The 25,098-nt window shown below is 71.9% G+C and carries 23 protein-coding genes; 9 read left to right on the forward strand and 14 right to left on the reverse strand.

The genetic code is table 11. The features are described from left to right. Nucleotides 1–281 precede the first annotated feature (281 nt). Both ACFSKW_RS13030 and ACFSKW_RS13035 read right to left on the reverse strand, forming a co-directional pair. A complete protein-coding gene (locus ACFSKW_RS13030) occupies nt 282–806 on the reverse strand; it encodes a GyrI-like domain-containing protein (protein WP_379572458.1) in 525 nt (174 codons plus the stop codon). Further along, on the reverse strand, nt 800–1,633 hold the full coding sequence (locus tag ACFSKW_RS13035) for a MerR family transcriptional regulator (RefSeq protein ID WP_379572459.1): 834 nt from the start codon (nt 1,631–1,633) through the stop codon (nt 800–802). Before ACFSKW_RS13035 ends, ACFSKW_RS13030 begins: the two co-directional genes overlap by 7 nt. A gap of 81 nt (nt 1,634–1,714) precedes the next feature. Here ACFSKW_RS13035 and ACFSKW_RS13040 point away from each other — a divergent pair, with 81 nt between their 5' ends. Further along, nucleotides 1,715–2,470, forward strand: a complete 756-nt coding sequence (locus ACFSKW_RS13040) for a MerR family transcriptional regulator (protein ID WP_379572460.1) — start codon at nt 1,715–1,717, stop codon at nt 2,468–2,470. A gap of 33 nt (nt 2,471–2,503) precedes the next feature. Here the strand turns inward: ACFSKW_RS13040 and ACFSKW_RS13045 are convergent, their stop codons facing one another. Next, on the reverse strand, nt 2,504–3,304 hold the full coding sequence (locus tag ACFSKW_RS13045) for a putative protein N(5)-glutamine methyltransferase (RefSeq protein WP_379572461.1): 801 nt from the start codon (nt 3,302–3,304) through the stop codon (nt 2,504–2,506). Nucleotides 3,305–3,534: 230 nt separating this feature from the next. After that, nucleotides 3,535–4,908 (reverse strand): pyridoxal phosphate-dependent decarboxylase family protein, encoded by a 1,374-nt coding sequence (locus ACFSKW_RS13050; RefSeq protein WP_379572462.1) that lies wholly within the window; start codon nt 4,906–4,908, stop codon nt 3,535–3,537. Nucleotides 4,909–4,996: 88 nt separating this feature from the next. Here ACFSKW_RS13050 and ACFSKW_RS13055 point away from each other — a divergent pair, with 88 nt between their 5' ends. From ACFSKW_RS13055 to ACFSKW_RS13070, 4 genes are all read left to right on the forward strand, one after another. Further along, nucleotides 4,997–6,361, forward strand: coding sequence for an aminotransferase-like domain-containing protein (locus ACFSKW_RS13055; RefSeq protein ID WP_379572463.1), 1,365 nt, complete (start codon nt 4,997–4,999; stop codon nt 6,359–6,361). A 92-nt stretch (nt 6,362–6,453) separates the two neighbouring features. Next, nucleotides 6,454–7,881 (forward strand): MFS transporter, encoded by a 1,428-nt coding sequence (locus tag ACFSKW_RS13060; RefSeq protein ID WP_379572464.1) that lies wholly within the window; start codon nt 6,454–6,456, stop codon nt 7,879–7,881. A gap of 198 nt (nt 7,882–8,079) precedes the next feature. Further along, nucleotides 8,080–8,292, forward strand: a complete 213-nt coding sequence (locus tag ACFSKW_RS13065; RefSeq protein WP_379572465.1) for a hypothetical protein — start codon at nt 8,080–8,082, stop codon at nt 8,290–8,292. Between the two features lie 9 nt (nt 8,293–8,301). Then, nucleotides 8,302–8,937: a TetR/AcrR family transcriptional regulator gene (locus ACFSKW_RS13070; protein WP_379572466.1), complete on the forward strand. Its 636-nt coding sequence runs from the start codon at nt 8,302–8,304 to the stop codon at nt 8,935–8,937. On the opposite strand, the gene ACFSKW_RS13075 is transcribed toward ACFSKW_RS13070, so the two are convergent. Both ACFSKW_RS13075 and ACFSKW_RS13080 read right to left on the reverse strand, forming a co-directional pair. Continuing rightward, nucleotides 8,897–9,721: an alpha/beta fold hydrolase gene (locus ACFSKW_RS13075; RefSeq protein WP_379572467.1), complete on the reverse strand. Its 825-nt coding sequence runs from the start codon at nt 9,719–9,721 to the stop codon at nt 8,897–8,899. The genes ACFSKW_RS13070 and ACFSKW_RS13075 overlap by 41 nt on opposite strands. Nucleotides 9,722–9,789: 68 nt before the next feature. After that, entirely contained in the window at nt 9,790–10,806 is a 1,017-nt protein-coding gene (locus ACFSKW_RS13080; protein ID WP_379572468.1) for a DUF4037 domain-containing protein, read from the reverse strand. Between the two features lie 176 nt (nt 10,807–10,982). Between ACFSKW_RS13080 and ACFSKW_RS13085 the strand changes: the two genes are divergently transcribed. Beyond that, on the forward strand, nt 10,983–11,342 hold the full coding sequence (locus tag ACFSKW_RS13085) for a DUF3817 domain-containing protein (protein ID WP_379572469.1): 360 nt from the start codon (nt 10,983–10,985) through the stop codon (nt 11,340–11,342). Here ACFSKW_RS13085 and ACFSKW_RS13090 read toward each other — a convergent pair. From ACFSKW_RS13090 to ACFSKW_RS13100, 3 genes are all read right to left on the reverse strand, one after another. Continuing rightward, nucleotides 11,300–12,031, reverse strand: a complete 732-nt coding sequence (locus ACFSKW_RS13090) for a GNAT family N-acetyltransferase (protein ID WP_379572470.1) — start codon at nt 12,029–12,031, stop codon at nt 11,300–11,302. The genes ACFSKW_RS13085 and ACFSKW_RS13090 overlap by 43 nt on opposite strands. Continuing rightward, nucleotides 12,028–13,458, reverse strand: coding sequence for an adenylosuccinate lyase (gene purB / locus ACFSKW_RS13095; RefSeq protein ID WP_379572471.1), 1,431 nt, complete (start codon nt 13,456–13,458; stop codon nt 12,028–12,030). Before purB ends, ACFSKW_RS13090 begins: the two co-directional genes overlap by 4 nt. Before the next feature lie 139 nt (nt 13,459–13,597). Beyond that, a complete protein-coding gene (locus tag ACFSKW_RS13100; protein ID WP_379572472.1) occupies nt 13,598–16,810 on the reverse strand; it encodes an efflux RND transporter permease subunit in 3,213 nt (1,070 codons plus the stop codon). Between the two features lie 111 nt (nt 16,811–16,921). On the opposite strand from ACFSKW_RS13100, the gene ACFSKW_RS13105 reads away from it, so the two are divergent. Then, a complete protein-coding gene (locus ACFSKW_RS13105) occupies nt 16,922–17,437 on the forward strand; it encodes a MarR family winged helix-turn-helix transcriptional regulator (protein ID WP_379572473.1) in 516 nt (171 codons plus the stop codon). Here ACFSKW_RS13105 and ACFSKW_RS13110 read toward each other — a convergent pair. Then, on the reverse strand, nt 17,404–17,775 hold the full coding sequence (locus ACFSKW_RS13110; RefSeq protein ID WP_379572474.1) for a MerR family transcriptional regulator: 372 nt from the start codon (nt 17,773–17,775) through the stop codon (nt 17,404–17,406). The two genes, ACFSKW_RS13105 and ACFSKW_RS13110, sit on opposite strands and share 34 nt — an antisense overlap. Nucleotides 17,776–17,830: 55 nt before the next feature. On the opposite strand from ACFSKW_RS13110, the gene ACFSKW_RS13115 reads away from it, so the two are divergent. Both ACFSKW_RS13115 and ACFSKW_RS13120 read left to right on the forward strand, forming a co-directional pair. Further along, nucleotides 17,831–19,015: an MFS transporter gene (locus ACFSKW_RS13115; RefSeq protein ID WP_379572475.1), complete on the forward strand. Its 1,185-nt coding sequence runs from the start codon at nt 17,831–17,833 to the stop codon at nt 19,013–19,015. A 4-nt stretch (nt 19,016–19,019) separates the two neighbouring features. Beyond that, nucleotides 19,020–19,799 (forward strand): GNAT family N-acetyltransferase, encoded by a 780-nt coding sequence (locus ACFSKW_RS13120; RefSeq protein WP_379572476.1) that lies wholly within the window; start codon nt 19,020–19,022, stop codon nt 19,797–19,799. Nucleotides 19,800–19,841: 42 nt separating this feature from the next. Here ACFSKW_RS13120 and ACFSKW_RS13125 read toward each other — a convergent pair whose 3' ends face one another. The 4 genes from ACFSKW_RS13125 to kce all read right to left on the reverse strand — a co-directional run bounded on the left by ACFSKW_RS13125 (nt 19,842) and on the right by kce (nt 25,090). Beyond that, entirely contained in the window at nt 19,842–22,121 is a 2,280-nt protein-coding gene (locus ACFSKW_RS13125) for a HelD family protein (RefSeq protein ID WP_379572477.1), read from the reverse strand. Between the two features lie 266 nt (nt 22,122–22,387). Continuing rightward, on the reverse strand, nt 22,388–23,179 hold the full coding sequence (locus ACFSKW_RS13130; protein WP_379572558.1) for a VOC family protein: 792 nt from the start codon (nt 23,177–23,179) through the stop codon (nt 22,388–22,390). Then, nucleotides 23,167–24,174, reverse strand: coding sequence for a 3-hydroxyacyl-CoA dehydrogenase NAD-binding domain-containing protein (locus ACFSKW_RS13135; protein WP_379572478.1), 1,008 nt, complete (start codon nt 24,172–24,174; stop codon nt 23,167–23,169). The genes ACFSKW_RS13130 and ACFSKW_RS13135 overlap by 13 nt, the downstream gene beginning before the upstream one ends. Beyond that, nucleotides 24,161–25,090, reverse strand: a complete 930-nt coding sequence (kce, locus tag ACFSKW_RS13140; RefSeq protein WP_379572479.1) for a 3,5-dioxohexanoate:acetyl-CoA acetone transferase — start codon at nt 25,088–25,090, stop codon at nt 24,161–24,163. The genes ACFSKW_RS13135 and kce overlap by 14 nt, the downstream gene beginning before the upstream one ends. Nucleotides 25,091–25,098: the final 8 nt, after the last annotated feature.

Raw genomic sequence — 25,098 nt, forward strand, 5'->3', positions numbered from 1 at the left:
CGGCTGGTGACGTCGCTCCCCTGCCGTGGGGTGCTGTTCGCGGGTGGGCGTCAGCTGCGGATGGCGGGGGTGAGGCGCAGGGCGAGCTGGTTGTGGGATCGCTCCACGGTGGGAGGCGGCCGACCGCCGTGCGGCATGCCCGGCTCCCCCACCGCGGCGGCGGCCATGATGGGGAAGCCGGGTACCGGCCGGCCTCGAAAGGAGCCCTCGGCGAGCCGCGCCGGCAGCGGCCGGGCCAGGTGGGCAAGCGGTCAGATAAGCAGGCGGGCAGGTGCAGGCGGTCAGCCGATGGCCGCCGCGCTCCTGACAGGCTGGCGCAGCACGGTGCGCATCTTGGCGGGGTCGCTCTCCCGCAGGTCCGACAGGTAGACCTCATGGTGCAGGCCGTTGGGGACCAGGCCGTTGGCGTCCATGTACTCCTGCATGGCCGCCAGCGTCACGTGCTCCTCGCTGTAGGGGCCCTCGTGCATCAGTTCCACACACTCCCCCTCGGTGAAGGTGACCACCTGTACCCGGTCGACCGCCGCGCCGGAGGGCCGGGCCGACTCCCTGGCCGCCTCCATCGTGCCGGGCTCGGGCGCCGCGGGCAGCGGCAGGTGCAGGTGCCAGCGCCACTGCTCGCGCGGCACGCTCAGCGGGGGCCTGGAGTCCTCGACCCACCAGCGGCCCTCCATCGGGCCGATGGGGGCGTTCATGGCGCCGGCGACGGTGTAGAGGGCGGAGATCGCGGCGGCGTGCTCGGTGCCGCCTGGTTCGCCCACACCGGTGACGGTCAGGGCGGTGACGGGGCCGTAGCTGGTCAACATGGTCGTTCCTCCAGGGGAATCTGTATGTGGGTGATGAGCTGGTCAGGTGGGGTGCGACCGGGGTCGGAGGCGTACACCTCGCGGATCGGGCCGCTCACCGGGTGGCCGCGTTCGGCGCACCACGACAGCAGGGCGTGGGAGGTCAGCGCGATCTGGTCGTAGGGGCCGACGTGGGTGACCTGGGCGAAGCGGCCTCCCTGCAGCACGCGCGGGATCGCGCCCGCGACCGGTGCACCGGTCACCAGCGCCACCTCGACCGTGCAGGGTTCGGCCAGTTCGACGGGGAACAGCCCGATCAGCTCGGGCCCCCGCTCCCCCGCCTCGCCTGTACGGCCCGGGTCCTGCGTGCCTTCCTGGGCGCCTGTGACGCCCGTCGCCCAGGCGGCCACGAGCCTGGCCACGCAGGCCGAGGTGGCCCTGCCGATGTCCAGGTCGCCGGCGGCCTGCTCGGCCGTCACCGCCACCAGCAGCGACGGCACCTCCACCTCGACGACGCGGGCGGCGGGCAGTCCTTCACGCATGAGCCGTTCCAGTGAGGCCAGGGTGCGCCGCCGCCGCTGCAGCTCGGCTTCCAGATCGTCGCGGACGTGGCCGAGCGCGCCTGCCGTACCTGACAGGACCTGGCCGATGACCGCCAGTGGCACGTCGAGTGAACGCAGCAACCCGATCGACAGCGCCTGGCGGGCCTGTGACGGGTGGTAGTAGCGGTAGCCGCTGTCCTCATCGACGTGGGCGGGCGTCAGCAGGCCGAGCTCGGCGTAGTGCCGCAGCTGTTTGACGCTGAGCCTGCTGAGACGGGCGAACTGCCCGATCGGCAGAAGATCCATGGCTCAAGCATGGACTCTCCTGTGATGGGAGAGTCCAGCGGCGGTTGACCCTCACGTTGGGTGAGGGTTCATGCTGGGGGCATGAGCTTCTCCGTGGGGCAGGTCGCGCGCCTGGCCGGGGTGACGGTCCGCGCGCTGCATCACTACGACGAGCTCGGGCTGCTGTCGCCGTCCGAGCGTAGCGGCGCGGGCTACCGCCGCTACGCCGAGGCCGATCTGGAACGGCTGCAGCAGGTGCTGTTCTACCGGGAGCTCGGGTTCGGGCTGGAGGAGATCGCGGCGATCCTCGATGATCCCGCCAGCGACGAGATGACGCATCTGCGGCGCCAGCACGAACTGCTGACGCTGCGCATCGGCAGGCTGCGCGACATGGTGGCGGCGGTGGAGATCGCGATGGAGGCGCGCAGCAGGAACATCGCGCTGACGCCCGAGGAACGCTTCGAGGTGTTCGGCGACTTCCGTCCCGAGGAGCACGAGGCCGAGGCCGAGCGGCGCTGGGGCGGCGGCGAGGAGTACGCCGAAAGCCGCCGCAGGGTCGCCGCCTACACCAAGGCCGACTGGCTGCAGCTGCAGGCCGAGGGGGCCGGCATCGTCGCCGATCTGGTGGCGGCGATGAAGGCGGGCCTGCCCGCGGACGCCGAGCAGGTGATGGACCTGGCCGAACGGCACCGCGGGTACATCAGCCGCTGGTTCTACCCGTGCACGCCCGCCATTCACCGGGGGCTGGGCCAGCTGTATGTGAGCGATCCGCGCTTCACCGCCACGTTCGAGGCGATGGCGCCGGGCCTGGCGGCCTACCTGTGCGCGGCGGTCGAGGCCAACGCCGCCCGCCTGTGACCTGACGGCCGGGCAGGCGGGCGGCGCGCCGGGTCACGGGAGGGGGGCGGTTCCGATGACGACGGTGGCGTACAGCTCCTCGCAGGAGGCCTCGCGGGCGTGCAGGCCGTTGCCGGTGAAGGTCCGCACGGCGTGCGGCGCCTGCCTCCCGCTGGTCTCCACCAGCAGGCTCCCTCCTGGCGCGAGCCAGCCGGGCGCGGCGGCCGTCACCCTGCGCATGACCTCCAGGCCGTCGGCTCCGCCGTCGAGCGCCACCCGCGGCTCGTGGACGCGGGCTTCGGCCGGCAGCAGTTCGACGTCGCGGCTGGGGACGTAGGGGACGTTGGCGATCAGGACGTCGACGCGGCCCATCAGGTGCGGGGGCAGCGGCTCGAACAGGTCGCCCTGGTGGACGTGCCCGCCGAGGTCGGCGAGGTTACGGCGGGCGCAGCGTACCGCGGCCGCTTCGATGTCGGCGGCGTGGAGTTCGATGTCGGGGACGGCGGTGGCGACGGCGGCTCCCAGGGCGCCGGACCCGCAGCACAGGTCGACGACGACCGCGGGGCGGCCTGGGCGGCCGGCGGCCTGGGCCAGTTCGATCGCCTGGCGGGCGAGGAACTCGGTGCGGCGGCGGGGGACGAACACGCGGGGGTCGACGGCCACGCGCAGGCCGCAGAACTCCGCCCAGCCCAGGACGTGTTCCAGCGGCAGGCCGGCGGCGCGCCGCTCGACCATGGCGGTCAGTTCGGCGGGGGTGGTGGCGGCGGTCAGGAGCAGTTCGGCCTCGTCCTCGGCGAAGACGCAGCCCGCGGAGCGGAGGGTGGAGACGATGAGGGACAACGATGGTGCCGGCATGAGCGCCTTTCGGAAAATGCCTGTGGGCGCTCCCTCCGGTGTCACGCGCGGGTGGCGGACCGGACGGCTGTGAGGTGGGAGCACCCAGCCTGATGTGGCGAAATGGGTCTCACCTCCTCGGTCGGAGCACTCTCGTTCGGAGCACTGCTGGGGTTCGTCACCATACCGGAGGGGTTGGCGCGCCGGCGCGCGGGGGTGTCCGGAGGTCGGCGGTCACCGACGCGGCGGGCTCACAGCAGCCGTCGCAGGGTGTCGGCCGCCCGTCGCGCGTCCGAGGGGGTGGTCCGCCAGTTGCTGAAGGCCGCCCGCAGCGCGGGGACGCCGTCCAGGACGGTGGGGGTGAGGAAGACCTCGGGGGCCGCCGCCTCGGCCAGGGCGGCCAGGCGTTGCGGTGTCGGGTCGTGCTCCAGGGTGAAGCAGACCACGTTCAGCCGTACGGGGGCCAGCAGCCGCAGCCCGGCGGTTGCCTCGACGGCCTGGCCGAGGGTGCGGGCGCAGGCCAGGCAGCGTTCGACGATCTCCTTGTGGCCCTCGCGTCCGTAGGCGCGCAGGGTGAACCAGGTCGCCAGCGCGCGCATGCGGCGGGAGTTCTCCGGGCTCAGGTGCACCAGGTCGGGGGTGTCGCCGAGCGGCCCGAGGTAGGCGGCGGCGTTCTGGAAGACGCGGGCCTGCAGGTCGCGGCGGCGGGTGAAGTGCACGGCGCTGTCGTAGGGGACGTTGAGCCATTTGTGCAGGTCCACGCAGACCGAGTCGGCCTGGTCCAGGGCGGCGAGGAGGTGGGCGTGCTCGGCGGACAGGGCGGCGAAGGCGCCGAAGGCGGCATCGACGTGCAGCCAGAACGCGTGCCGTCGTTTCAGGTCGGCGACGGCGCGCAGGTCGTCGAAGTCGACGGTGTTGACTGTGCCGGCGTTGGCGACGACCACGCAGGGCCCCTGCGCCTGCTCCAGGGCGCGTTCGAGCGCGGCGGGGTCGACGGCTTCGCGGCCGGGCAGCAGCGCCACCGTGGTCAGGCTGTCGCGGCCCATGCCGAGCATGGACAGCGCCTTGGCGATGCTGGAGTGCGCGCTGCCGGACAGCACCCGCACGGGGCCGAGCGCGGCCGTGCCCGCGTCGGCGACCGAGACGCCCCGGCTTTCGCCGAGCCATTCGCGGGCGATCGCCAGGCCGACGGTGTTGGACATGGTGGCGCCGCTGACGAAGACGCCCTGGTGGGCGGGGCTGAGGCCGAACAGCTCGCGCAGCCATCCGACGGTTTCGCGTTCCAGGTGCTGGCCGGTGGGGTCCAGCGACGACATGGCGTTCTGGTCGACGGTGGCGGTCAGCCAGTCGCCGGCCAGCGCGGCGGGGGTGACGCCGCCGGTGACGAAGCCGAGGTAGCGGGGTCCCGCGCTGGCCGACAGCCCGGGTTCCCAGCGCCGTGCGAACTCCTCCAGGGCGCCCTCCAGCCCGATCCCCGTGGACGGCAGCGCCGTCGGCTCGGGGGCCGGCCACGCGGGTACGACCGGCCGCTCGGCCAGGCCGTCCAGGAACGTGGTGGCGCGTCGGCGGGTGCTGTCCAGCAGGGCCGGCAGCCGGGCGAGGTCTCCGGCCAGGTGCGAATCCACGTGCGGTGCTCCTTACAGGTCGTTTCGGTTGCCGACCATAGCCGCCGGTCCCGCCCACGGCCTGGTCCAATCATGGGAAACTGGACCAATGCAGGCGGGTGAGGAGCGGCTGGTCGCGGCGCTCGGCCAGTGGCGGCGGCCAGGGGTTGTGCTGGTGGCCGCGCTGGCCGCCGCGGTGCGCGAGGCGGTGCTCGACGGCAGGCTGCGAACCGGCGGCCGTCTGCCCGCCGAGCGGCGCCTGGCCGCCGCGCTCGGCGTCAGCCGGGGCACCGTGGTCGCCGCCCTGACCGAGTTGCGCGAGGGCGGCTGGGTGCGGACGCGGCAGGGCAGCGCCAGCACGCTGCGGCTGCCGCCGCCGTTGGCCGAGCCGATCGCGCCGGTGTCGGCCAGCGGCGCCATGGGGGTGATCGACCTGCGCAGGGCCGTGCCCGCCGCGCCGCAGGAGGCCTTCCATGCGGCGATGCTGCGCGTGTGTGAGCAGGCGGGTCCCGTCCTGGCCGAGGACGGCGAGCCCGGCCCGGGCCTGGCCTCGCTGCGCTCGCTCATCGCCCGTCGCTACACCGGGCAGGGTCTGGCTACCCTGCCGGAGCAGATCCTGATCACCTCGGGGGCGCGGGCGGCTTTCGCGCTGCTGTGCGCGTACCTGCGGCCCCGGGTGGCCGCGGTCGAGAGCCCCACCTTCTTCGACGTGCTGTCGCTGCTGCGCGGCGCGGGGAGCACGGCGATCACGGTGGCCCCGTTCGGGGTCGGTTCGCAGGGGTGGGATCTGGACCAGCTGGCCGACGCCTTCGCCGCCGCGCGTGGCGGGCTGGCCTATCTGACGCCCGACTTCCACAACCCGACCGGCGCCCTGATGACGGTCTCGGCGCGCCGTACGGTGGCCGAGCTTGCCGCGCGCGAGCGGATCACGCTGATCGCCGACGAGACGCTGCGCGAGCTCGACCTGCGCGCCGATCCCGCGCCGCCGCCCAGGATCGGCGGGGCGGTGCTGATCGGGTCGGCCAGCAAGACGCTGTGGGGCGGCTTGCGTATCGGCTGGGTCCGCGGTCCCGCTTCGCTGATCGGGCGGCTCGGCGCGCACCCGCTGTGCGGGCCGTTGAGCGCGGCGCCGACCCAGCAGTTGCTGGCCGTGGAGCTGCTGGCCGGACTCGAGCCTCTGCTTGTGCGGCGCAGGGCCGAGCTGCGCCGCAGGCGTGATCATCTGGCCGGCCTACTGGCCGGTGACGAGCGCTGGCACTTCGCCCTTCCGCAGGGCGGGCTGGCGCTGTGGCTGCGGTTGAGCGGCGCGCGGGCCGACGAGGTGGCCGCCGCGATGGGCAGGGAGGGAGTGAGCCTGACGCCCGGGCCCCGCTTCGCGGCCGACGCGACGCTCATCCATCATCTGCGCGTGCCCTACACCCCGGCGCTGCCTGCGCTGGAGCGGGTGGCCGCCGCCCTGGCCGCCGCGTGCTGAGCGCCCCACACCGATCGATAGTGAACGTTGCGTCTCCAAAAGGTGAAGCGTAGCCTCCTTAGAGAACGAGCCGTTTCCTAAAAGGGGTCGTGATGCGCCGATCGGTCGTCCTCGTCCTGCCAGGACTCGTGCTGGCCATGCTGCTCGGCGCCCTCGACCAGACGATCATGACCCCGGCGCTGCCGTCGATCGCCGCCGACCTCGGCGGCCTGCACCAGATGCCCGCCGTCGTCACCGCCTACCTCGTCGCCGCCACCGTCGTCATGCCCGTCTACGGCAAGCTTGGCGACCGCTTCGGCCGCAAACCCGTCATGCAGGCCGCGATCATCGTCTTCGTGGCCGGCGCGCTGCTGTGCTCCCTGGCCTCCTCCATGCCGCAGCTGGTCGCCTTCCGAGCGCTGCAGGGCATGGGCGGCGGCGGCCTCATGATCGGCGCGCAGGCCGTCATCGGCGAGCTCGTCTCGCCCCGCGAACGCGGCCGCTATCTCGGCTTCATCGGCGCCGCCTACGTCGTGGCCGCCGTCGGCGGCCCGCTGCTCGGCGGCTTCTTCGTCGACCGGCTCACCTGGCGGTGGATCTTCGCGATCTATCCGCCCCTCGGCCTGCTGGCCTTCGTGCTGCTGACCCTCACCCTGCACCTGCCCCGCCCCACGACGAACTCCACGATGAGCTCCACTGCGAGCTCCGCTGGGCGGCCGCCGATCGACTACGCCGGCACCGTCGCGCTGGCGGCGGCGGTGGTCGGTCTGGTGCTGCTCGGCCAGACCCGCCACCCGGCCTGGCTGACCGTGGCCCTCGCGGGCGCGGCCGTCTGGCTGGTGACCGCCAGACGGGCCGCAGACCCCGTACTGCCACTGCGGCTGTTTCGCCGGCGCGCCTTCGCCATCCCGGTGGCCATCAGCTTCCTCATCGGCTTCGCCCTGTTCGGCACCCTCACCTACCTGCCGGCCTTCCTGCAGATCGCGCTCGGCGCCGGCGCCGCCCAAGCGGGGCTGGTGGTGACCGCGCTGATGGCCGGGGTGCTGGCGACCACGATCGCCAGCGGCCGCCTGATCACCCGCACCGGCCGCTACAAGCCCTACCCAGTGGCCGGCACGGCACTGGCCGGCGCGGGCCTGGCCCTGCTGTCCCTCCTGTCGACCGGCCTGTACGACGCGCCCCGGCCCGGCGCGCTCGCCGCCGTCGCGGCGGCCATGGCGCTCGTCGGGCTCGGCGTCGGCCTGGTGATGCAGGTGATGGTGCTGGCCACGCAGAACGCCGTCGACTACGCCGACCTCGGCACCGCCACCTCCTCGGTGACCTTCCTGCGCCAGATCGGCGCCTCGGCGGGCGTCGCGGCGGCCGGCACGCTCATCACCTGGCGCATGGACGGCGGCCACAGCCAGGCGGCGGCACTCGGCCAGGCCATGCCGCTGGTGTTCGCCCTGATGACGCCGCTGCTGGCGGCGGCGTTCGCGCTGGCGATCCTGCTGCCCGTGCGGGAGCTGCGCACCAACGCCCACGTGGAGGAGCGCGTATGAGACCACTGGCGCGCCTGAAGGACGTCGGCGGGGACGCTCGCGGGGATACGGTGGCGCCGGCCGCAGGCAAGGGCGCCAACCTGGGTGAGCTGATCGGCGCGGGGTTTTCCGTCCCTGACGGCTTCGTCATCACCACCGACGCCCACGCCGGGGTCGCCGCCCAGGTGCCGGCCGAGCCGTCCGCCGGCGATCGTCGCGGTGCGCTCCAGCGCCTCCGCGCAGGACCTGCCAGGCTCGGCCTTCGCCGACCGGCAGGACACCATCCTCAACGTGGTGTTCACCGGCGACCCCGTCACCGTCAACCCCGTCACCGGCGCCCGCGACCGGATCGTGGTGGAGGCCAGCAGGCGTCCTGTCCACCGGGCAGGTCGTCACCGTCGACGGGCGCGCGGGACTCCTCACCGTTCCTAGGATCTAGACATGGTCACCGACCACCGCAAACAGCCCCGCCGACGCGGCGACAAGCTCAACGCCGCCATCTTCGAGGCCGTGCTCGCCGAACTGGCCGAGGTCGGCTACGCGGGGATGACGATGGAACGGGTCGCCGAACGGGCGAGGACCGGCAAGGCGTCGCTGTATCGGCGCTGGTCCAGCCGCATGGAGCTGGCGATGGAGGCCGTCTACCACGCCATGCCCGACCCATCGCGGCCCGAGGAGACCGGCAGCCTGCGCGGCGACCTGCTTGCGCTGCTGCGCCGCAACGCCGACCTGCTGGCGGGGCCCGCCGGTGAGGCGCTGCGCGGGCTGCTGTCGGAAGGGCTGGCCGACCGGTCACGCATGGCCGAGCTGCGCCGCCTGTCGCACGGCAGCAGCCGCATGGCGATGGCCGAGGTGGTACGCAGAGCCGTCGAGCGCGGCGAGATGGACGCCAGCGCGGTGACCCCGCGCAGACTGGAGGCGGGCCAGGCGATGCTGCGCCACCAGTTCCTGTCCCACGGCGTGCCCATCCCCGACCAGGCGCTCGAGGAGATCGTGGACGAGGTGCTGGTGCCGCTGCTGCTCAGCCCTGCCACGCCTACGGCCGGTCGGCCAGCCACTCCGTCAGCAGCGCCGTGACCCGCTCGGGCCGCTCCAGCGGCGGCAGGTGACCGGTGGCGGGCAGGTCGACGCGGCGGGCCCCTTCGATGCCCGCCGCCAGCAGGTCCGACACCTGCTGGATGCCCGGCACGTCGGCCAGCCCGTTGATCACCAGCGTCGGCGCCCGCACCTTGCCCAGCCTGCCGGCCGCCGGCGGGTCCAGCAGCCGCTCGGGCAGGGCCGGGCCGCGCCACAGCCGCTCGAAGACGCCCTCGCACATCGTCACCGCCCGCTCCCACACCTGCCGCGACAGGTCCTCGCGCCCGCGCTCGGGGCCGGCGACCTGCCACAGCACCTGGGCCCGCGCCATCGCCCGCGCGTCACCCTCCTCGACGTCGGCGCCGCCCTGCCGGTAGCGGGCCAGGCGTTCGGCCGACACCGCGCTGTGCACGCGCTCGCGGGCCTGGGCCAGCATGTCCTGCGGCCAGACGTGCCCGGCCAGGCCCGAGGCGATCAACGCCAGGGCGCTCACCCGGCCGGGGGCGGCCAGCGCCGCCTCCACCGCGTACGCGCCGCCCATCGAACAGCCCACCAGCGCCGCCCGCTCGACGCCGAGCCCGTCCATCAGCGCCAGCAGGTCCTCGTGGTGGCACAGGTCCTGCCCGGGATCCTGCGACAGGCCGTAGCCGCGCCAGTCGTAGCGGATGACCCGGTGGGAGGCGGCCAGCGCGGCGAACTGGTGGTCCCACATGCGCCGGTCGGCGATGCCGGCGTGGATCAGGATCACCGCGGGCCCCTGACCGGCCTCGTCGTAGCTCAGCATGCCCGCAACCTAGCTCCCCCCGCGCCGCTGCCGCGATCATGTTCGCTGCCGGCTTGCGCGCGGGCGACTCAGGCGGCCGCCTGTGACGGGCTCAGCGCCGCGCGCGTCAACGCCCTGGCCCTGGCGGGCACGGTCAGCACGTCCACGCTGTCGCACAGCTGGTCGACGCTGCCCGTCGGCGGCAGCGCGCCGACCTGCGGGTCACGGATCGACTCCAGCAGGGACGCGGCGAACCGGTCACCGCCGATCACCTGAAACGGCCGGGAATGAAAACCCCGCACGCCCGGATCCAGCGGCGCGGTCAGGGCGATCCTGTTGTGCACGGCGGCCAGCCGCTGGTACGCCTCGCACAACGCCTGCTCCCTGTCACGATAGGAACGGGCCTGCAACGCCCCCGTCAGGGACCGGCCCAGCTCGGCGGCCCCCGACAGGCGAGCCAGCGCGCTGCCCAGCCACTTGGCATACGGCGGATACCGCTTGCGCTGCAGCAACGCCAGCCGCATCACCTGCCTCACCAGCCCGGCCGCCAGCGCCGCCGAACCCAGCTCGTCGCCCACCTCCGCGCACCGGCCGGGAAAGGACTCCTCCGCGCCGATACGCCGCCACTGGCAGGCCAGCACATACCGCCACACGTCCTCGGGATACCAGCGCAGCGCCCGCCGTACGGCGTGCAGCTCGCCGAGCCCGTCATGGAAGACCTCACCCCCGGTGACCTCGGCCAGCGCCTGCCAGCTCGCCGACAACCAGTCCAGCGCCGTGATCGGCTCACGCGGATCGAAGCCGAGCCGTCCCCTCAGCCACCCGCCCAGCTCCTCCACCCGCACGCCATGGCGCAGCGCCCCCCGCTGGGCGAACACCGTCGGATACCCGCCGAAGGAGGCAGGCAGACCCGCCGTCACCCGCGCCTCCACCTCGGCGACCGCCTCCGGCTGCACGAACAGCAACACCCGCGGCCCCCAGTCGTGGTCGGCGCTGCGCTCGGTGTCGAACGCCTGCACCTCCGACCCCGGGCCGATCAGCGCGGCACTGTGCGCCACCCCGGCCGCCAGCGGCGAGACCACCTCGGCGTAGAAGGCGCGGCTCAACTCAAGACCAGGAACAAATCCAGACATCACTATGTCAACTGTGCCTGACCGCAACCGGAACCTCACCCGGTTTTCCCCGCCCCCGCCGACCAGCCCGCACACCGCCCGAAGGGGCGCCCCACCCTGCCGTTAGGCTGGCTCGCGGTCAACCGACAACCCAGCGAAAGGGCATAGTTGTGCTGCGCCTGTTCCGTGCCGTCGCCATCGCCGAGGCCTTCTCCTGGGCCGGCCTGCTGGTCGGCATGTACGTCAAGTACATCGCCCAGGCCGGCGAGGTGGGGGTGAAGGTGTTCGGGCCGATCCACGGCGGCCTGTTCCTGCTGTACGTGGCCGCCGTCGTGCTGGCCGGCCGCGAGCGCGGCTGGTCGCGCTCCACCATCGTGGTGGGCCTGGCGTGCGCGGTGCCGCCGTTCGCGACGATCTGGTTCGAGCGCCGCCGGATGCGCCACGAACGCGCCGCCCAGCCCACCGCCCAGCCCACTGTGCAGGGTGCTCAGCCCGACACGGCCGCCACCGCCACCGGCCGCCGGCGGTAGCCGAGCGCCGAGTACAGGCCCAGCGCGGCGGCATTGTCGTCATCGACCATCAACGCCGCCCTGCCGTGCGCGGCCACCAGCCGCCCGCTGACCCACCGGCACACCCGCCCCGCCAGCCCCCTGCCGCGCAACCCCGAGGCCGTGGCCACCCCCGCCATGAACCCGACCGTCGGCGCGCTCCAGGCATCGGCGGCGACCGCCGCCAACGCCCCCTCCACCCGCGCCCCGGCCCACCTGGCCACACCCGGCCTGCCGGGAGCGGCGTAGGAGTCGGGCGCGTTGGCCGCCAGCAACCGGGTGATCTCGCCGTCGAAAGCGCCCTCCAGCCACGACACCCCGTCACTGGGACCGATCGGCAGATGATCCAGGCTCATCCAGGAGAACGCGGCCACCCGCCGCAGCCCCTCCACCCGTCCGGCCACCTGCTCGATCAGCTCCGCATCACCGAAAGGCCGGAACGTCGGGCCCGACTCGGCCAGCGCGTGCCGTAACAGATCGGCCGCATCGGCCGGATCCCCCCACACCGCGATCCGATCGCGGCGGCAGACGTCGGACGCCGCGGCCAGCACCGCCCCGCCGCCCGCCCACGCCCGCGCCCCGCCCGACAAGCCCTGCGCCACCCACACCACCAGATCGTCGTCGCCGCAGGCCTGCGCGACCTGCCGCGCGGTCCGAAGCTCGTAGATCACAGGATGGCGCCGGGAGCGTAGGCGGCCGCGTGCGGATAGCGCGCCACGATCCGCCCCACCTGCTCGCAGACCGCCTCCACCTGGCCGGAAGCCGCACCGGTGAAGGAGACCCGGTCGGCCAGCAGCCCGTCCAGCTGCGCCCGGTCCAACGGGAAACGCTCATCGGCCGCCAGCCGCTCCAGCAACGCGTTGGCCGCCCCCTGCGAGCGCATCGCCAGCGCCGACGCCACCGCGTGCTCCTTGATCAGTTCGTGCGCCTGCTCACGGCCCACTCCCGCACGCACGGCCGCCATCAGCATCTTCGTCGTCGCCAGGAACGGCAGATACCGGTCCAGCTCCGCCGACACGACCGCAGGGAAGGCGCCGAACTCGGCCAGCACCGTCAGCATCGTCTCCATCAGACCGTCGAAGGCGAAGAACGCATCCGGCAACGCCACCCGGCGCACCACCGAACACGACACATCGCCCTCGTTCCACTGGTCACCGGCCAGCTCGGCCGTCATCGACGCATAGCCTCGCAGAATCACCGTCAGGCCGTTGACCCGCTCGCACGAGCGGGTGTTCATCTTGTGCGGCATCGCCGACGAGCCGACCTGCCCCTCCTGGAACCCCTCGGTGACCAGCTCATGCCCCGCCATCAGCCTGATCGTCTTGGCCAGCGAGCTCGGCGCCGCCGCCAGCTGCACCAAAGCGGTGACCACCTCGAAGTCGAGCGAACGCGGATAGACCTGCCCGACACTGGTGAAACGCCGCTCGAAGCCCAGATGAGCGGCCACCCGCTCCTCCAGCGCCGCCAGCTTGTCACGATCGCCGCCGAGCAGATCCAGCATGTCCTGGGCCGTGCCCACCGGACCCTTGATGCCACGCAGCGGATAGCGGGCGATCAGCTCCTCCAGCCTGGCGAAGGCCACCAGCAGCTCATCGGCCGCCGTCGCGAACCGCTTGCCCAGCGTCGTCGCCTGCGCGGCGACATTGTGCGAACGACCCGCCATCACCATCGACTCATGCTGCTCGGCCAGCCCCGCCAGCCTCGCCAGCAGCGCCACCACACGCTCGCGCACCAGCAGCAGACTGTCGCGGATCTGCAACTGCTCCACGTTCTCGGTCAGGTCACGCGAGGTCATGCCCTTGTGGACGTGCTCGTGCCCGGCCAGCGCGTTGAACTCCTCGATGCGGGCCTTCACATCGTGCCTGGTCGTCCGCTCCCGCTCGGCGATGGAGGCCAGATCGACGTTCTCCAGCACCTTCTCGTAGTCGTCGACGGCCTGCCCCGGCACCGCCACCCCCAGCTCGGCCTGCGCCTTCAACACCGCCAGCCACAACCGCCGCTCGGCGACGACCTTCGACTCGGGAGACCACAGGCGAGCCAGCTCGGCGGAGGCGTAGCGGGCGGCCAGAACGTTCGGGATGCGCGGCTTGGAAGTCACGTTGCCCCAGTGTATTGGCCCACCCGCCCCCGCCGTGTCAGCGGGGTCACACCGCAGGACGCCGCCACCCACCCGACCACGCGAACGCCTGGGCGGCCACCGACCTCATCGCCGGCAGCCGCCCACGACCACACCCCGGCTAGGCGGGCGCGCCCACCTTCTCCTCGGCCGGAACCGCCGCCGCAGGCCCACCCCGGCGCAGCCGCTCCTTGGTCCGCTCCACCATCGTGTACAGCGTCGGCACCAGCACCAGCGTCAGCAGCGTCGAAGAGATCAACCCGCCGATCACCACGATCGCCAGCGGCTGCGAGATGAACCCGCCAGAACCCGTCACCCCCAGCGCCATCGGCGTCAGCGCGCAGATCGTCGCCACCGCCGTCATCAGGATCGGCCGCAGCCTGCGCCTGCCGCCCTCGATCACCGCCTCCACCACACCCAGGCCCTGATCCCGATACTGGTTGATCAGGTCGATCAGCACGATCGCGTTCGTCACCACGATCCCGATCAGCATCAGCATGCCGATCAGCGCCGGAACACCCATCGGCGTACCGGTCACCAGCAGCAGCCCCAGCGCGCCCGTGGCCGCGAACGGCACCGACACCAGCAGGATCAGCGGCTGCACGAAACTCCGGAACGTCGCCACCATGATCATGAACACGATCGCGATCGCCGCCAGCATCGCCACACCCAGATCAGCGAAGGCGTCGGCCTGGTCGGCCGACACACCGCCGATGGTGAAGGACGCGCCCGCCGGCAACGCCAGCCCGTCCAGCTTCGTCGTCAACGCCTGGGTGAGGCTGCCCAGATCGCTGGCCGAAGCCTTGGCCGACACCGTCGCCGACCGCTCACCGTCGATCCTGGTGATCTGCGTCGGCCCGTCCACCTGCGACACCTTGGCCACCTGCGACACCTTCACCGCGCCGACCTTGAGCTTCTCCACCTCCTCGACATCCTCGGGCGCGTCACCGGAGCGCAGGATCAGATCACTGGAGAGGCCGTCCAAGGTCAGCTGACCCAACGCAGCGCCACGGAAGGCCTGCGCCACCACCTGCCCGACCTGCGCCTCACTGACGCCCTTCTCCGCCGCCTTCTTCCTGTCGACGACGACCTCGATCCGCGGCGCGCTCGACTCCAGGTTGGAGGAGACATCCCGCAACCCCGGCACCTGACCGACCGACTGCGCCACCTGCTCGGCCGCACGAGCCAACGTCTCAGCATCCGGCGCCTGCACGATCACGTCGATGGAGTCGGAGCCGAAACCGCCGCCCTGCCCGCCGACGGTCACCTCCCCGATGTCCGACAGGCCCTTCAGCTCCCCACGCAGCCGCTCCTCCACCGCCGCGCTGTCGGCGCCCTCGGCCACCGTCACCGAGTAGGAGGCCCGGTCGGCGCCGCCGCCCGCCCCCCCACGCATGGCATTGCCGCCACCCACGTTGACCTGGTACGACTCCACACCGTCCAGACCCGCCAACACCTTCTCCACCTGCTTGGCCGCCGCGTCCGTGACCGCCAGATCCGTGCCCGCCGGCATCTTCTGGCTCACCGAGATCGTGTCCTGACCGGAGGAGTCGATGAAGTTGGTCTCCAGCCTGCCCGCCAGCCCCATCGTGCCCGCGAACACCACCACCCCGATCAGCAGCGTCACCAGCCGCCTGCGCGTGGCGAAACGCAACACCGGCAGATACATCCGCTGCAGCGGGCTGCGCAGCTCCTTGGCCTCGGCCGCCTCCCGCACCGCCCGCACCTGCTCCGGCTCCAACGCCGGCGCCTTCAAGAACCAGTAGGCCAGCACCGGGATCACCGTCAGCGACACCACCAGCGAGGCCAGCAACGCCACCGTCACCGTCATCGCGAACGGCGCGAACAACTCGCCCACCATGCCGCCCACGAACGCGATCGGCGCGAACACCGCCACCGTCGTCAGCGTCGAGGCCGTCACGGCCCCCGACACCTCCCGCACCGCCGCCGTCACCGCGGTCCGCTTCGGCTCGCCGTAGCCGAGATGACGCTTGATGTTCTCCAGCACCACGATCGAGTCGTCGACCACCCGCCCCACCGCGATCGTCAACGCGCCCAGCGTCAGCATGTTCAGCGAGTAGTCGCCCGCCCACAACGCGATCAGCGCGATCACCACCGACAGCGGGATCGACACCGCCGTCACCAGCGTCGAGCGCACCGACAGCAGGAACACCAGGATCACCAGCACCGCGAAGGCCAGCCCCAGCAGACCCTCGGTCGTCAGATCCTCGATCGAGCGCTCCACGTACGGCGCCTGGTCGAAGATGACCGTCGCCTTCGCACCCAGCGCCGACTCCATCGCCGGCAGCTTCTCCCGTACGGCATGCGAGATCGCCACCGCGTTGCCGTCCGGCGTCATCGTCACCGACACACCCAGGCTCGGCTCACCGTTGGTACGCGTCAGCGTCGTCGCATCGCTCTTGCGCCGCTCCACCTCGGCCACCTCGCCGAGCTTGACCGGCTTGGGCTGCTTGGGCGGCTTCGGCGCGGCCTGCACCGGCGCCTGACCCTGACCGGGCGGCATCCCCCTGCCCTGCGCCTGAGCCTGCTGCGCCTGCTGTGCCTGCGCCGGGACAGCGGACTGCGCGGGCGCGGCCGGCACCAGATACAGGTCCTTCAACGCCTGAACCGACTCGATCCGCGAGCCCACCTGCACCGTCAGCGCCTTGCCCGACTCGTTCAACGTGCCCGCCGGCACCGGAGTCCCGTTCGCCTTCAGCACCTCGGGAATCTGCGCCGCCGACACGCCCTTCTTGGCCATCTTCTTGGCATCGGGCGTGATCACCACCGTCTCGTCCCTGGCGCCGGTGACCTCCGCCTCACGGACCCCGTCGATGCCCTGCAGCTCCGGCACCATGACCCGGCCCAGCTTGTCGGCCATCGCCCGCTCGTCGCCACCGTCTCCCACCGCCAGCACCAGCACCGGGATGTCGTCGGTGTTGCCCGCCACCACCTGAGGATCGACGCCGTCGGGCAACTGCGCCCTGATCCTGCCGACCGCCGTCTGCATCGTGGCCACCGACTCCTCGATGTCGGTGCCGTAGGCGAAGGAGACCTGAACCTGCGCCAGACCCTCCTTCGACGTCGAGGTCATCTCCTCCAGACCGTCGATACCGGAGAAGGAGTCCTCGATCGGCTTGGTGACCAGGTCCTCCACGATCTCGGGAGAGGCCCCCGGGTAGGACGCGATGACGAACGCGCCGGGGAACGACAGCGACGGCAGCAACTGCTGCTTCAGCTGAGGGATCGTGAAGGCGCCGAACGCGCTCAACACGATCGCCACCAATATGACGAGACTGCGGTTGGCAAGGCTCAATCGGGCCAGAGCTGTCATCCGGGTCCTCACAGGGCAAGCGGCAAAGAATTCGCCCAAGACTAACACTTTGCCTTGAACGAATATTTAGCCACATGCGCCTTTCCTGATAACCTTCTCAGGAAGCGAGAGGTGAGAGTGGACCACGAACGCGACGACCTGATCCGACAGATCAGCGACACCCAACGCGCCCTCGGCCGCGTCTTTGCGCAGGACCGATCCTCACCCCTGTTCAGCTCCAACCTCACCATGCGCCAGCTCAAAGTCGTCATCCTGCTGGCCTGCACCGGCTCCGCCTCAGGCCAGGACCTCGCCACCAACCTCGGCGTCGGCCTGGCCACCGTCACCGGCATCGTCGACCGACTCATCGGCCACGGCCTCGTCACCCGCCACGAAGACCCCCACGACCGCCGCGTCCGCCGCGTCGAACTCACCGACCAAGGCCGCGCCCTCGTCGAACAGATCAACGACGTCGGCCTGCGCCACTACCGGCGCATCATGCAACACCTCGACATCGACACCCTGCGCACCCTCGCCGACATCACCACCAAGATCGCCGACATCGCGGCCGAACTGCCCCCCTGGGACGACGACGACACCCAGCGCATCCCCGCTCAAACCGACCCAGGCCGCACCGCCGCCAGATAGGCCACCAACGCGTCCCTGTTACGCGACAAACAATCGATGCGCGCCTGAATCCGCCCCACCTCCGCCCGCAACAACCCCTCCAACTCCGCCGTCACACACGCCGGAGCCACATGAATCACCTCAGGCCCATCCAGGAACGGCAGAATCCGCCGGATGATCTCCGTCGTCAACCCCGAATCCAGCAACCCCCTGATCTGCTGCACCCGCACCACCGCCGCCTCGCCATACCAGCGATACCCGTTGTCCGAACGCTGCGGATCCAGCAAATCCTGCTCCTCGTAATACCGCAGCATCCGCGTCGGCACCCCGGTACGCCGCGACAACTCCCCGATCCGCACCACCGACCACCCCCCACTTGCCTTCACACTGATGTGAAGGTCCAACCATGGTCGCATGCCGGCCCCACTCCCACTCGGCGGACTCCTGGCCCTGTTCACGGCCGCCTTCACCGCCGTCATGACCGAACTCCTCCCCGCAGGACTCCTCCCCCAGATCAGCCACGACCTCCACACCACCCCCACCGCCACCGGCCTCCTGGTCACCGGCTACGCCATCACCTCCTGCGCCGCCGCCATCCCCGTCACCGCCGCCGTCCGCACCCTGCCCCGCCGCCCCGTCCTGCTCACCGTCCTGGCCGGATTCGCCGCCTTCAACCTCCTCACCGCCCTGTCCACCTCCTACCCCCTCACCTTCACCGCCCGCCTGCTCGCCGGCATCATGGGCGGCACCCTGTGGGCCATGCTCGTCGGCTACGCCACCCGCATGGTCCCCGCCACCCACCGCGGCCGCGCCATCGCCATCGTCTCCGCCGGCATCACCATCGCCCTGTGCGCCGGCATCCCCGCCGGCACCGCCCTGGCCCACACCCTCGGCTGGCGCACCACCTTCGCCGCCCTCGCCGCCCTCGCCCTCCTGCTCATGGCCTGGGTACGCCTCCGCGTCCCCGACTACCCCGGCGAAAACGCCGCCCACCGCCTGCCACTACGCCACGTCAGCCGCCTGCCCGGCATCAGACGCGTCCTCACCCTCACCCTCCTCGTCCTCCTCGCCCACCAGGCCACCTACACCTACATCGCCCCCTACGCCCAGCACACCGGCAACCGCACCGACCTGGCCCTGCTCGTCTTCGGCATCGCCACCGTCGCCGGCATCTGGATCACCGGCACCCTCATCGACCGCCACCCCCGCGCCACCCTCCAAGCCGCCATCGCCCTGCTCACCATCGCGATGCTCACCCTCGCCCTCCTGCCCGCCGCACTCCTGCCCGCCACCGCCCTGTGGGGAACCGCCTTCGGCGCCCTCCCCACCCTCCTGCAAGCAGCACTCGTCAACGCCTCAGGACCCGAACACGCCGACACCGCCACCTCCATGCAGACCACCGTCTACAACCTCGGCATCGCCGCGGGCTCCCTGACCGGCGGCCTCGTCCTGCAAGGCGCAGGACCGGCCGCACTGCCATGGACCACCCTGCTCATCGTCACCGCCACCTGGCGCATCCTCCCCTCACGCGCGCCCGACCCTCACCGACGACCCACCACCACACCACCAGACCCGCACCCGAAAACCCTGCTGAAATAGCCCCATGAACCCCGAACACGTCCTCGCCCTGTACGACGACCAACTCCGCCGCCACGCCCAACCCGACGACCCCCACACCACCCTCGAACTCACCCACGGCGTCCTGCGCCAGACCAGCACCACCCACGGCTGGAACGGCGTCATCTGGTCCGACCTCGACCACACCACCGCCGACGCCGCCATCACCGCCCAACTCCGCCACTACGCCGGCCGCCCCTTCGAATGGAAGCTCTACGCCCACGACCAACCCACCGACCTCGGCCAACGCCTGCAGACCGCAGGCTCGACCCCCGAACCCGCCGAAACCCTCATGGCCGCCGACACCCACGACCAGCCCACCACCATCGACCTGCCCGAAGGCGTCCACCTCCAGCCCGTCACCGACCCCACCGGCATCGACCTCATGCTGGAAGTCCACCGCCAGGCCTTCGGCACCAGCCCCACCCACCTCGGCCACCACCTGCGCACACAACTGGCCCAGGCACCCCACACCATCGCCGCCGTCGTCGCCATGGCAGGCCAACGCCCCGTCAGCGCCGCCCGCCTCACCCTCCACCCCGGCACCGACTTCGCCGGCCTCTGGAGCGGCGGCACCGCACCGGACTGGCGAGGACGCGGCATCTACCGCGCCCTGGTCGCCTACCGCGCCCGTATCGCGGCCGAACGCGGCTACCGCTACCTGCAGGTCGACGCCTCCGACGACAGCAGGCCCATCCTGGAGCGCCTCGGCTTCGTCCCGCTGACGACCACCACGCCGCACCTGTTCTTTGGTGAGAGTCTTTAGTCCTTCAATGGTGGGCGACCGAAGGTCGCCCCGCCCACTCCTTTACAAAGTAGATTTCATACGTCCGAGAACCTCGGGCAGCACGTCCTCGTAGACGACGGTCAGCCGCCTGGTCGCCCTCGTCATCGCCACGTACAGGTCCCTGGCCGACTGGGCGAGGATCCCCGCGGGATCGACCACCACCACGGAGTCGAACTCCAGCCCCTTCGACCGCGTGACCGTCAGCACCACCACCGGCGCGTCGAGGTCGTCGCCTCCCGGCAGCAGCGCCGCCACCGCCGCGTGGACGGCGTCCGAGGCCACCACCCCGACCCTGCCCTCCCCGATCTCGCCGCGTTCCCGCTCCACCAGCGCCGCCACCTCATCCAGCCCCGCGCGCACCGCCAGCGGCCGCGCGCCGCCCCGCCGTACGGACTCGGGCGGCCGCAGGGCGGGATCGACGGCATGCAGGACGTCGGCGGCCACCTCCATGATCTCCACCGGCGTGCGGTAGTTGACCAGCAGCCGCTCCTCCCGCCAGCGGCCGGCCAGGTAGGGATCGAGCATCTCCCCCCACGAGCGCGCGCCCGCGGCCGAGCCGGTCTGGGCGACATCGCCCACCACCGTCAACGACAGGGCGGGCACCCTGCGCATGACCATGCGCCAGGCCATCGGTGACAGCTCCTGAGCCTCGTCGACGATCACGTGCCCGTACGCCCACGTGCGATCGGCGGCCGCCCTGTCGGCCGTCGTCAGCCCGTCGCCGTCGCCGCCGTGACGGTCGGCCAGCGCCGAGGCGTCCATCAGTTCCCTCTCCTCAAGGCCTGTGGAGACCAGCACCTCCCGCGCGTACAGAAGGGCCTCCGCGCGCTCCAGCTCCGCCTGCCGCGCCGCCGCCCTGGCCGCCGCGTCGTCCTCGCCCAGCAGCTCGGCCGCCTCGTCCAGCAGCGGCACGTCGCCGACGGTCCACGGGGCGCCGGCCGGCCGCAGCAGCAACTCCCGATCCAGGCCGGGGGCGGCCGAGGCGAGACGCTGCGGCGAGGACAGCAGCTCGCCGATCAGGCGCTGCGGCGTCAGGTTCGGCCACAGCTCCTCCAGTGCCGCCCGCACCTCGGGAAACGACCACAGCCGCTCGGCCTCGTAGGCGAGATCCTGCTCGGTGTAGGGCTCCTGCGCGGCCGGCAGCTCCCGCTCCAGCGCGGCGGCGTCCTCGGCCGGCAGGAAGTTCTCCAGCGCCAGCGACTCCTCCAGCCCGTCGAGCAGGTCGCGGGCCAGCTCCCTCAGCAGCTCGGTGACCATCAGCTTGCGGGCCATGTTGTGCGGCAGCCGTACCGCGCGCGCCCTGTCCCTGATGCTCGCGCACCTGTCGTGCGCCACCCGCAGCGGCGTGCCGTCCACCTCGATCACCAGGTCGCCGTCGGGCACCCGCTGCCGATCCCGTACGGCCGCCGCCACCACCCCCGCCATCCGCACATCTCCCTTGACCACGGCCGCCGCCGGCGGATCGGCGGCCTCGGCCCGCACGCCAGGGAACAGCTCGCCCACCGTGGCCATCACCACCTGCGTCTCGCCCAGCGCGGGCAGCACCTGCTCGATGTAGCGCAGGAACATGCTGTTGGGACCGACGACCAGCACACCGCGCCGTTCCAGCGTGTCGCGGTGGGCGTACAGCAGGTAGGCGGCCCTGTGCAGCGCCGCCACCGTCTTGCCCGTGCCCGGGCCGCCCTGCACCACCAGCGCCCCCTGCAGACCCGAGCGGATCACCCTGTCCTGCTCGGTCTGGATGGTGGCCACCACATCGCCCATCCGGCCGGTACGGCCCCGCCGCAGCGCCGCCATCAGCGCCGCCTCGCCCACCAGCGTGCGCCTGTCCCCGTCGCTCATCCGCTCCAGATCGAACACCTCGTCGTCCAGGCCCACGACGGTGCGCTCCTTCAGATGCAGGTGACGACGGCGCACCAGCGCTCCCGGTTCGCCGGGCGTGGCGACGTAGAAGGGCCTGGCGGCCGCGGCCCGCCAGTCGATCAGCACCGACTCGTGCTCCTCGTCGCGCAGCCCGATGCGGCCGATGTAGGTGGTGACACCCTCCTGGTCGTCGATCCTGCCGAAGCACAGGCCCCGCTCCACCCCCGAAAGCCGGGACAGGCGGCGGGCCTGCTCGGCGGCGGCGACCTCGCGCTCGACCCTGCCCTGGACGTTCGCCACCGCGCCGCCGCTCCCGAACACCTCCCGCAGCGCCTGCTCGGCCCGCCGCCTGGCGGCGTCGAGCCTGCCGTAGAGCATCGTGACGCGCTCCTGCTCGGTCCTGATGGCCTCAGTCACTCCATCTTGACGAATCGACATGCGACTGTTATCCTCCAGATGTAGAGGTTTAGCAGCCTCTATTTGGCGTGCCTAATCTTGAGAGCTTACACGACATGTGGCTCACGTCACGCCGATTCCCCATGACGCGGTGTCTGTTTCCCGCGGCACGAACGCTCCCCAAGAAGCCGGCCGCCGCCGACATCGGCCCTCCCCCGGCCGTGCCCGCACCCTGCTGTCCGCGAACGCCTGGCCCGACCTCCACCAGTCGTGTCCACCCGCCACCAGGGCCGTCCCGCCTTCGAGCATCAGGGGTGGAGCACGCCCGGGCCCAGCCGGGCGGGACCGATCGCGATGCCGCCGGCGGGACCGCCGCGCAGGCTCATGCCGGTCACGCCCGGGCGGTCCGAGGCGTGTACCCGGACCGATCCGCCGGGCCACGACAGCTCCAGTGCTGAGTCGATCTCAGTCACCCGAGCCCCCAGCAGGTCCCCGAAGACGAGCCGGGAGAACGCGAGGTCCGTCGACGCCAGGTGCGTGGCCCCCAGCCGCGCGACCGCTCCCGGTGCCGTCTGCCACAGCCGGGTCCACCAGTGCGGCTCCGTGGCGCCCCGGGAGCCGGGGAAGTCCTCGACGTCACGGGTACGGCTCGACAACAGCTGCTCGACCGGCGGGTAGCTCCGGTCGGACTGCGCGAGCTGGATGACGACACCGTGCCTGTCGTCGGGCGCGATGAACGCCTCGCGCCACGGCGGGTGGTCGTGGTCCTCGCCCACGACGGTCAGGCCGAGCGCGCGGGCGTGCACCACCGTCGCGCGCAGGTCCGCTACGACGAAGGTCAGGTGATGGGGACCCTCGCCGCGGGCGCCCAGGAAGCGGGTGAGGAACCCCTCGCCCCTTGGCTCCAGCAGCTCCAGCCTCGCCCCGTCGTCGGCGGTGCCGATGTGCAGCAGGAGGTACCTGAACTGCGCGAGCTGCTCACCGAAGATCGGGGTCGCGCCCAGCTCGCGCCGCAGCCGCCGCGCCCAGGCCATCGCGTCGTGGACGGCGACCGAGGTGTGGTCGAGGGCTACGCCGTGGTCGAGGGCTACGCCGGCGATGGCGGGGCTCCTTTCACGCGCCCCGCAGCCACGATCGCCGCCACGATCATGGCGTCGCGCTGCGCCGCCAAGGCGTCGAGGTCGCCGGACCCGGCGGCCGCCAGCCCGTCGACCAGCCGGGCCGCGGTGGCCTCGTCCAGACGGGGGTGCCCCAGGTCGTCCCACCAGCGGTTGAAGCTGTCGGCGTACCGCTCGCAGAAGGCGGCAAGGCCTCCCTCGCCGGCGCCGAGGTGGAACAGTGTCGTCGGCCCCCAGGCGGCCCAGCGCAGACCCGGCCCGGACGAGATGGCGGTGTCGATGTCGTCCACGGATGCCACGCCCTCGTTGACGAGGTGGATGACCTCTCGCCACAGGGCGGCTTGCAGCCGGTTGGCGACGTGGCCGGGGACTTCCCGTTTGACCTCGATCGTGACCTTGCCGACGGACTCGTAGAAGCCGCGGGTCCGCTCGACCACGCCGGCGCCTGTCCGCTCGTTGCCCATGACCTCGACGAGGGGGATCAGATGCGGCGGGTTGAACGGGTGACCGAGGACGAACCGGTCCGGGCGCTCCCAACCGGCCTGCAGTTCGGTGAGGGTCAGGCCGGATGCCGACGACGCCACGATGGCACCTTCGGCAAGGGCGGGTTCGATCTCGGCGTACAGCCGGTGCTTGAGGTCGATCCGCTCGGGCACGCTCTCCTGGACGAACTGGGCGTCGGCTACCGCCGTCCGCGCGTCCGCGCACACGAGCAGCTCACCTTCCGGCTCGGCCCTGGTCGCCAGGCCGAGCTCGATCAGGGCCGGCCATGCCGCTTGCACCGCGCGGCGGACCCGCTTCTCCGCGGCCGGATCGGGATCGAACAGCGTGACCGACTTGCCCGCGGCCAGGAACAGGGCGGTCCAGCTCTGGCCGATCACCCCGCCGCCGAGCAGGGCGACACGGGCGACCTCGATGGGCGACGGGGCGCGCCCGGAAGGGGACAGGTCAGAAGGCGACAGGTCAGAAGGCGACATGGTCGGCTCCCTTGAGACCGAGCCGCTGCCGGGCCTGTGCCGGGGTGGCGACCTCGTGCCCGAGCGCCTCGACGATGCCGCGGATCTTGCGTACCTGGCCGGCGTTCGACGTCGTGAGCTCGCCAGGTCCGATGAACAGGCTGTCCTCCATGCCCACCCGCAGGTTGCCGCCGAGCATGGCGGCCTGCGTCGCGAACGGCATCTGGTGGCGTCCGGCGGCGAGCACCGACCACTCGTAGCTGTCCCCGAACAGCCTGTCGGCCACCGTGTGCATGTGCTGGAGGTTGTCGAGGTCCGCACCGACACCGCCGAGCACGCCGAAGACCATCTGCACGAAGAAGGGCGGCTCGAGCCAGTCCTGGTCGATGAGCCAGGCCAGGTTGTAGAGGTGGCCGAGGTCGTAGCACTCGAACTCGAACCTGGTCCCGTGGCCGTGGCCGAGTTCCTTCACGACGTACTCCAGGTCGGCGAAGGTGTTCTTGAAGATGAAGTCGCGCGTCATCTCCAGGAAGGCCGGCTCCCAGTCGTGCTTCCACTGCGTGTACTTCTGCAGCATCGGGAAGATGCCGAAGTTCATCGAGCCGACGTTCAGCGATGCCATTTCCGGGGAGGTCGCGACGGCGGCCCGGAGCCGCTCCTCGCGGGTCATACCGAGGCCTCCGCCGGTCGAGACGTTCAGGACGGCGTCGCAGGCGTCCTTGATCTTCGGCATGAAGTCCAGGAACAGCTCGGGTCGCGGGTCGGGGCGGCCGGTCTCGGGGTCGCGGGCGTGCAGGTGAATGATCGCCGCTCCCGCTTCGGCGGCCTCGATGGCCGCGGCGGCGATCTCGTCCGGAGTCACCGGCAGGTGCGGTGACATCGTCGGCGTGTGAATGCCGCCGGTGGGTGCGCAGGTGATGATGACGGGCCTGGACATGGCCGTTC

The organism is Nonomuraea mangrovi (assembly GCF_042681425.1).
Taxonomy (GTDB): domain Bacteria; phylum Actinomycetota; class Actinomycetes; order Streptosporangiales; family Streptosporangiaceae; genus Nonomuraea; species Nonomuraea mangrovi.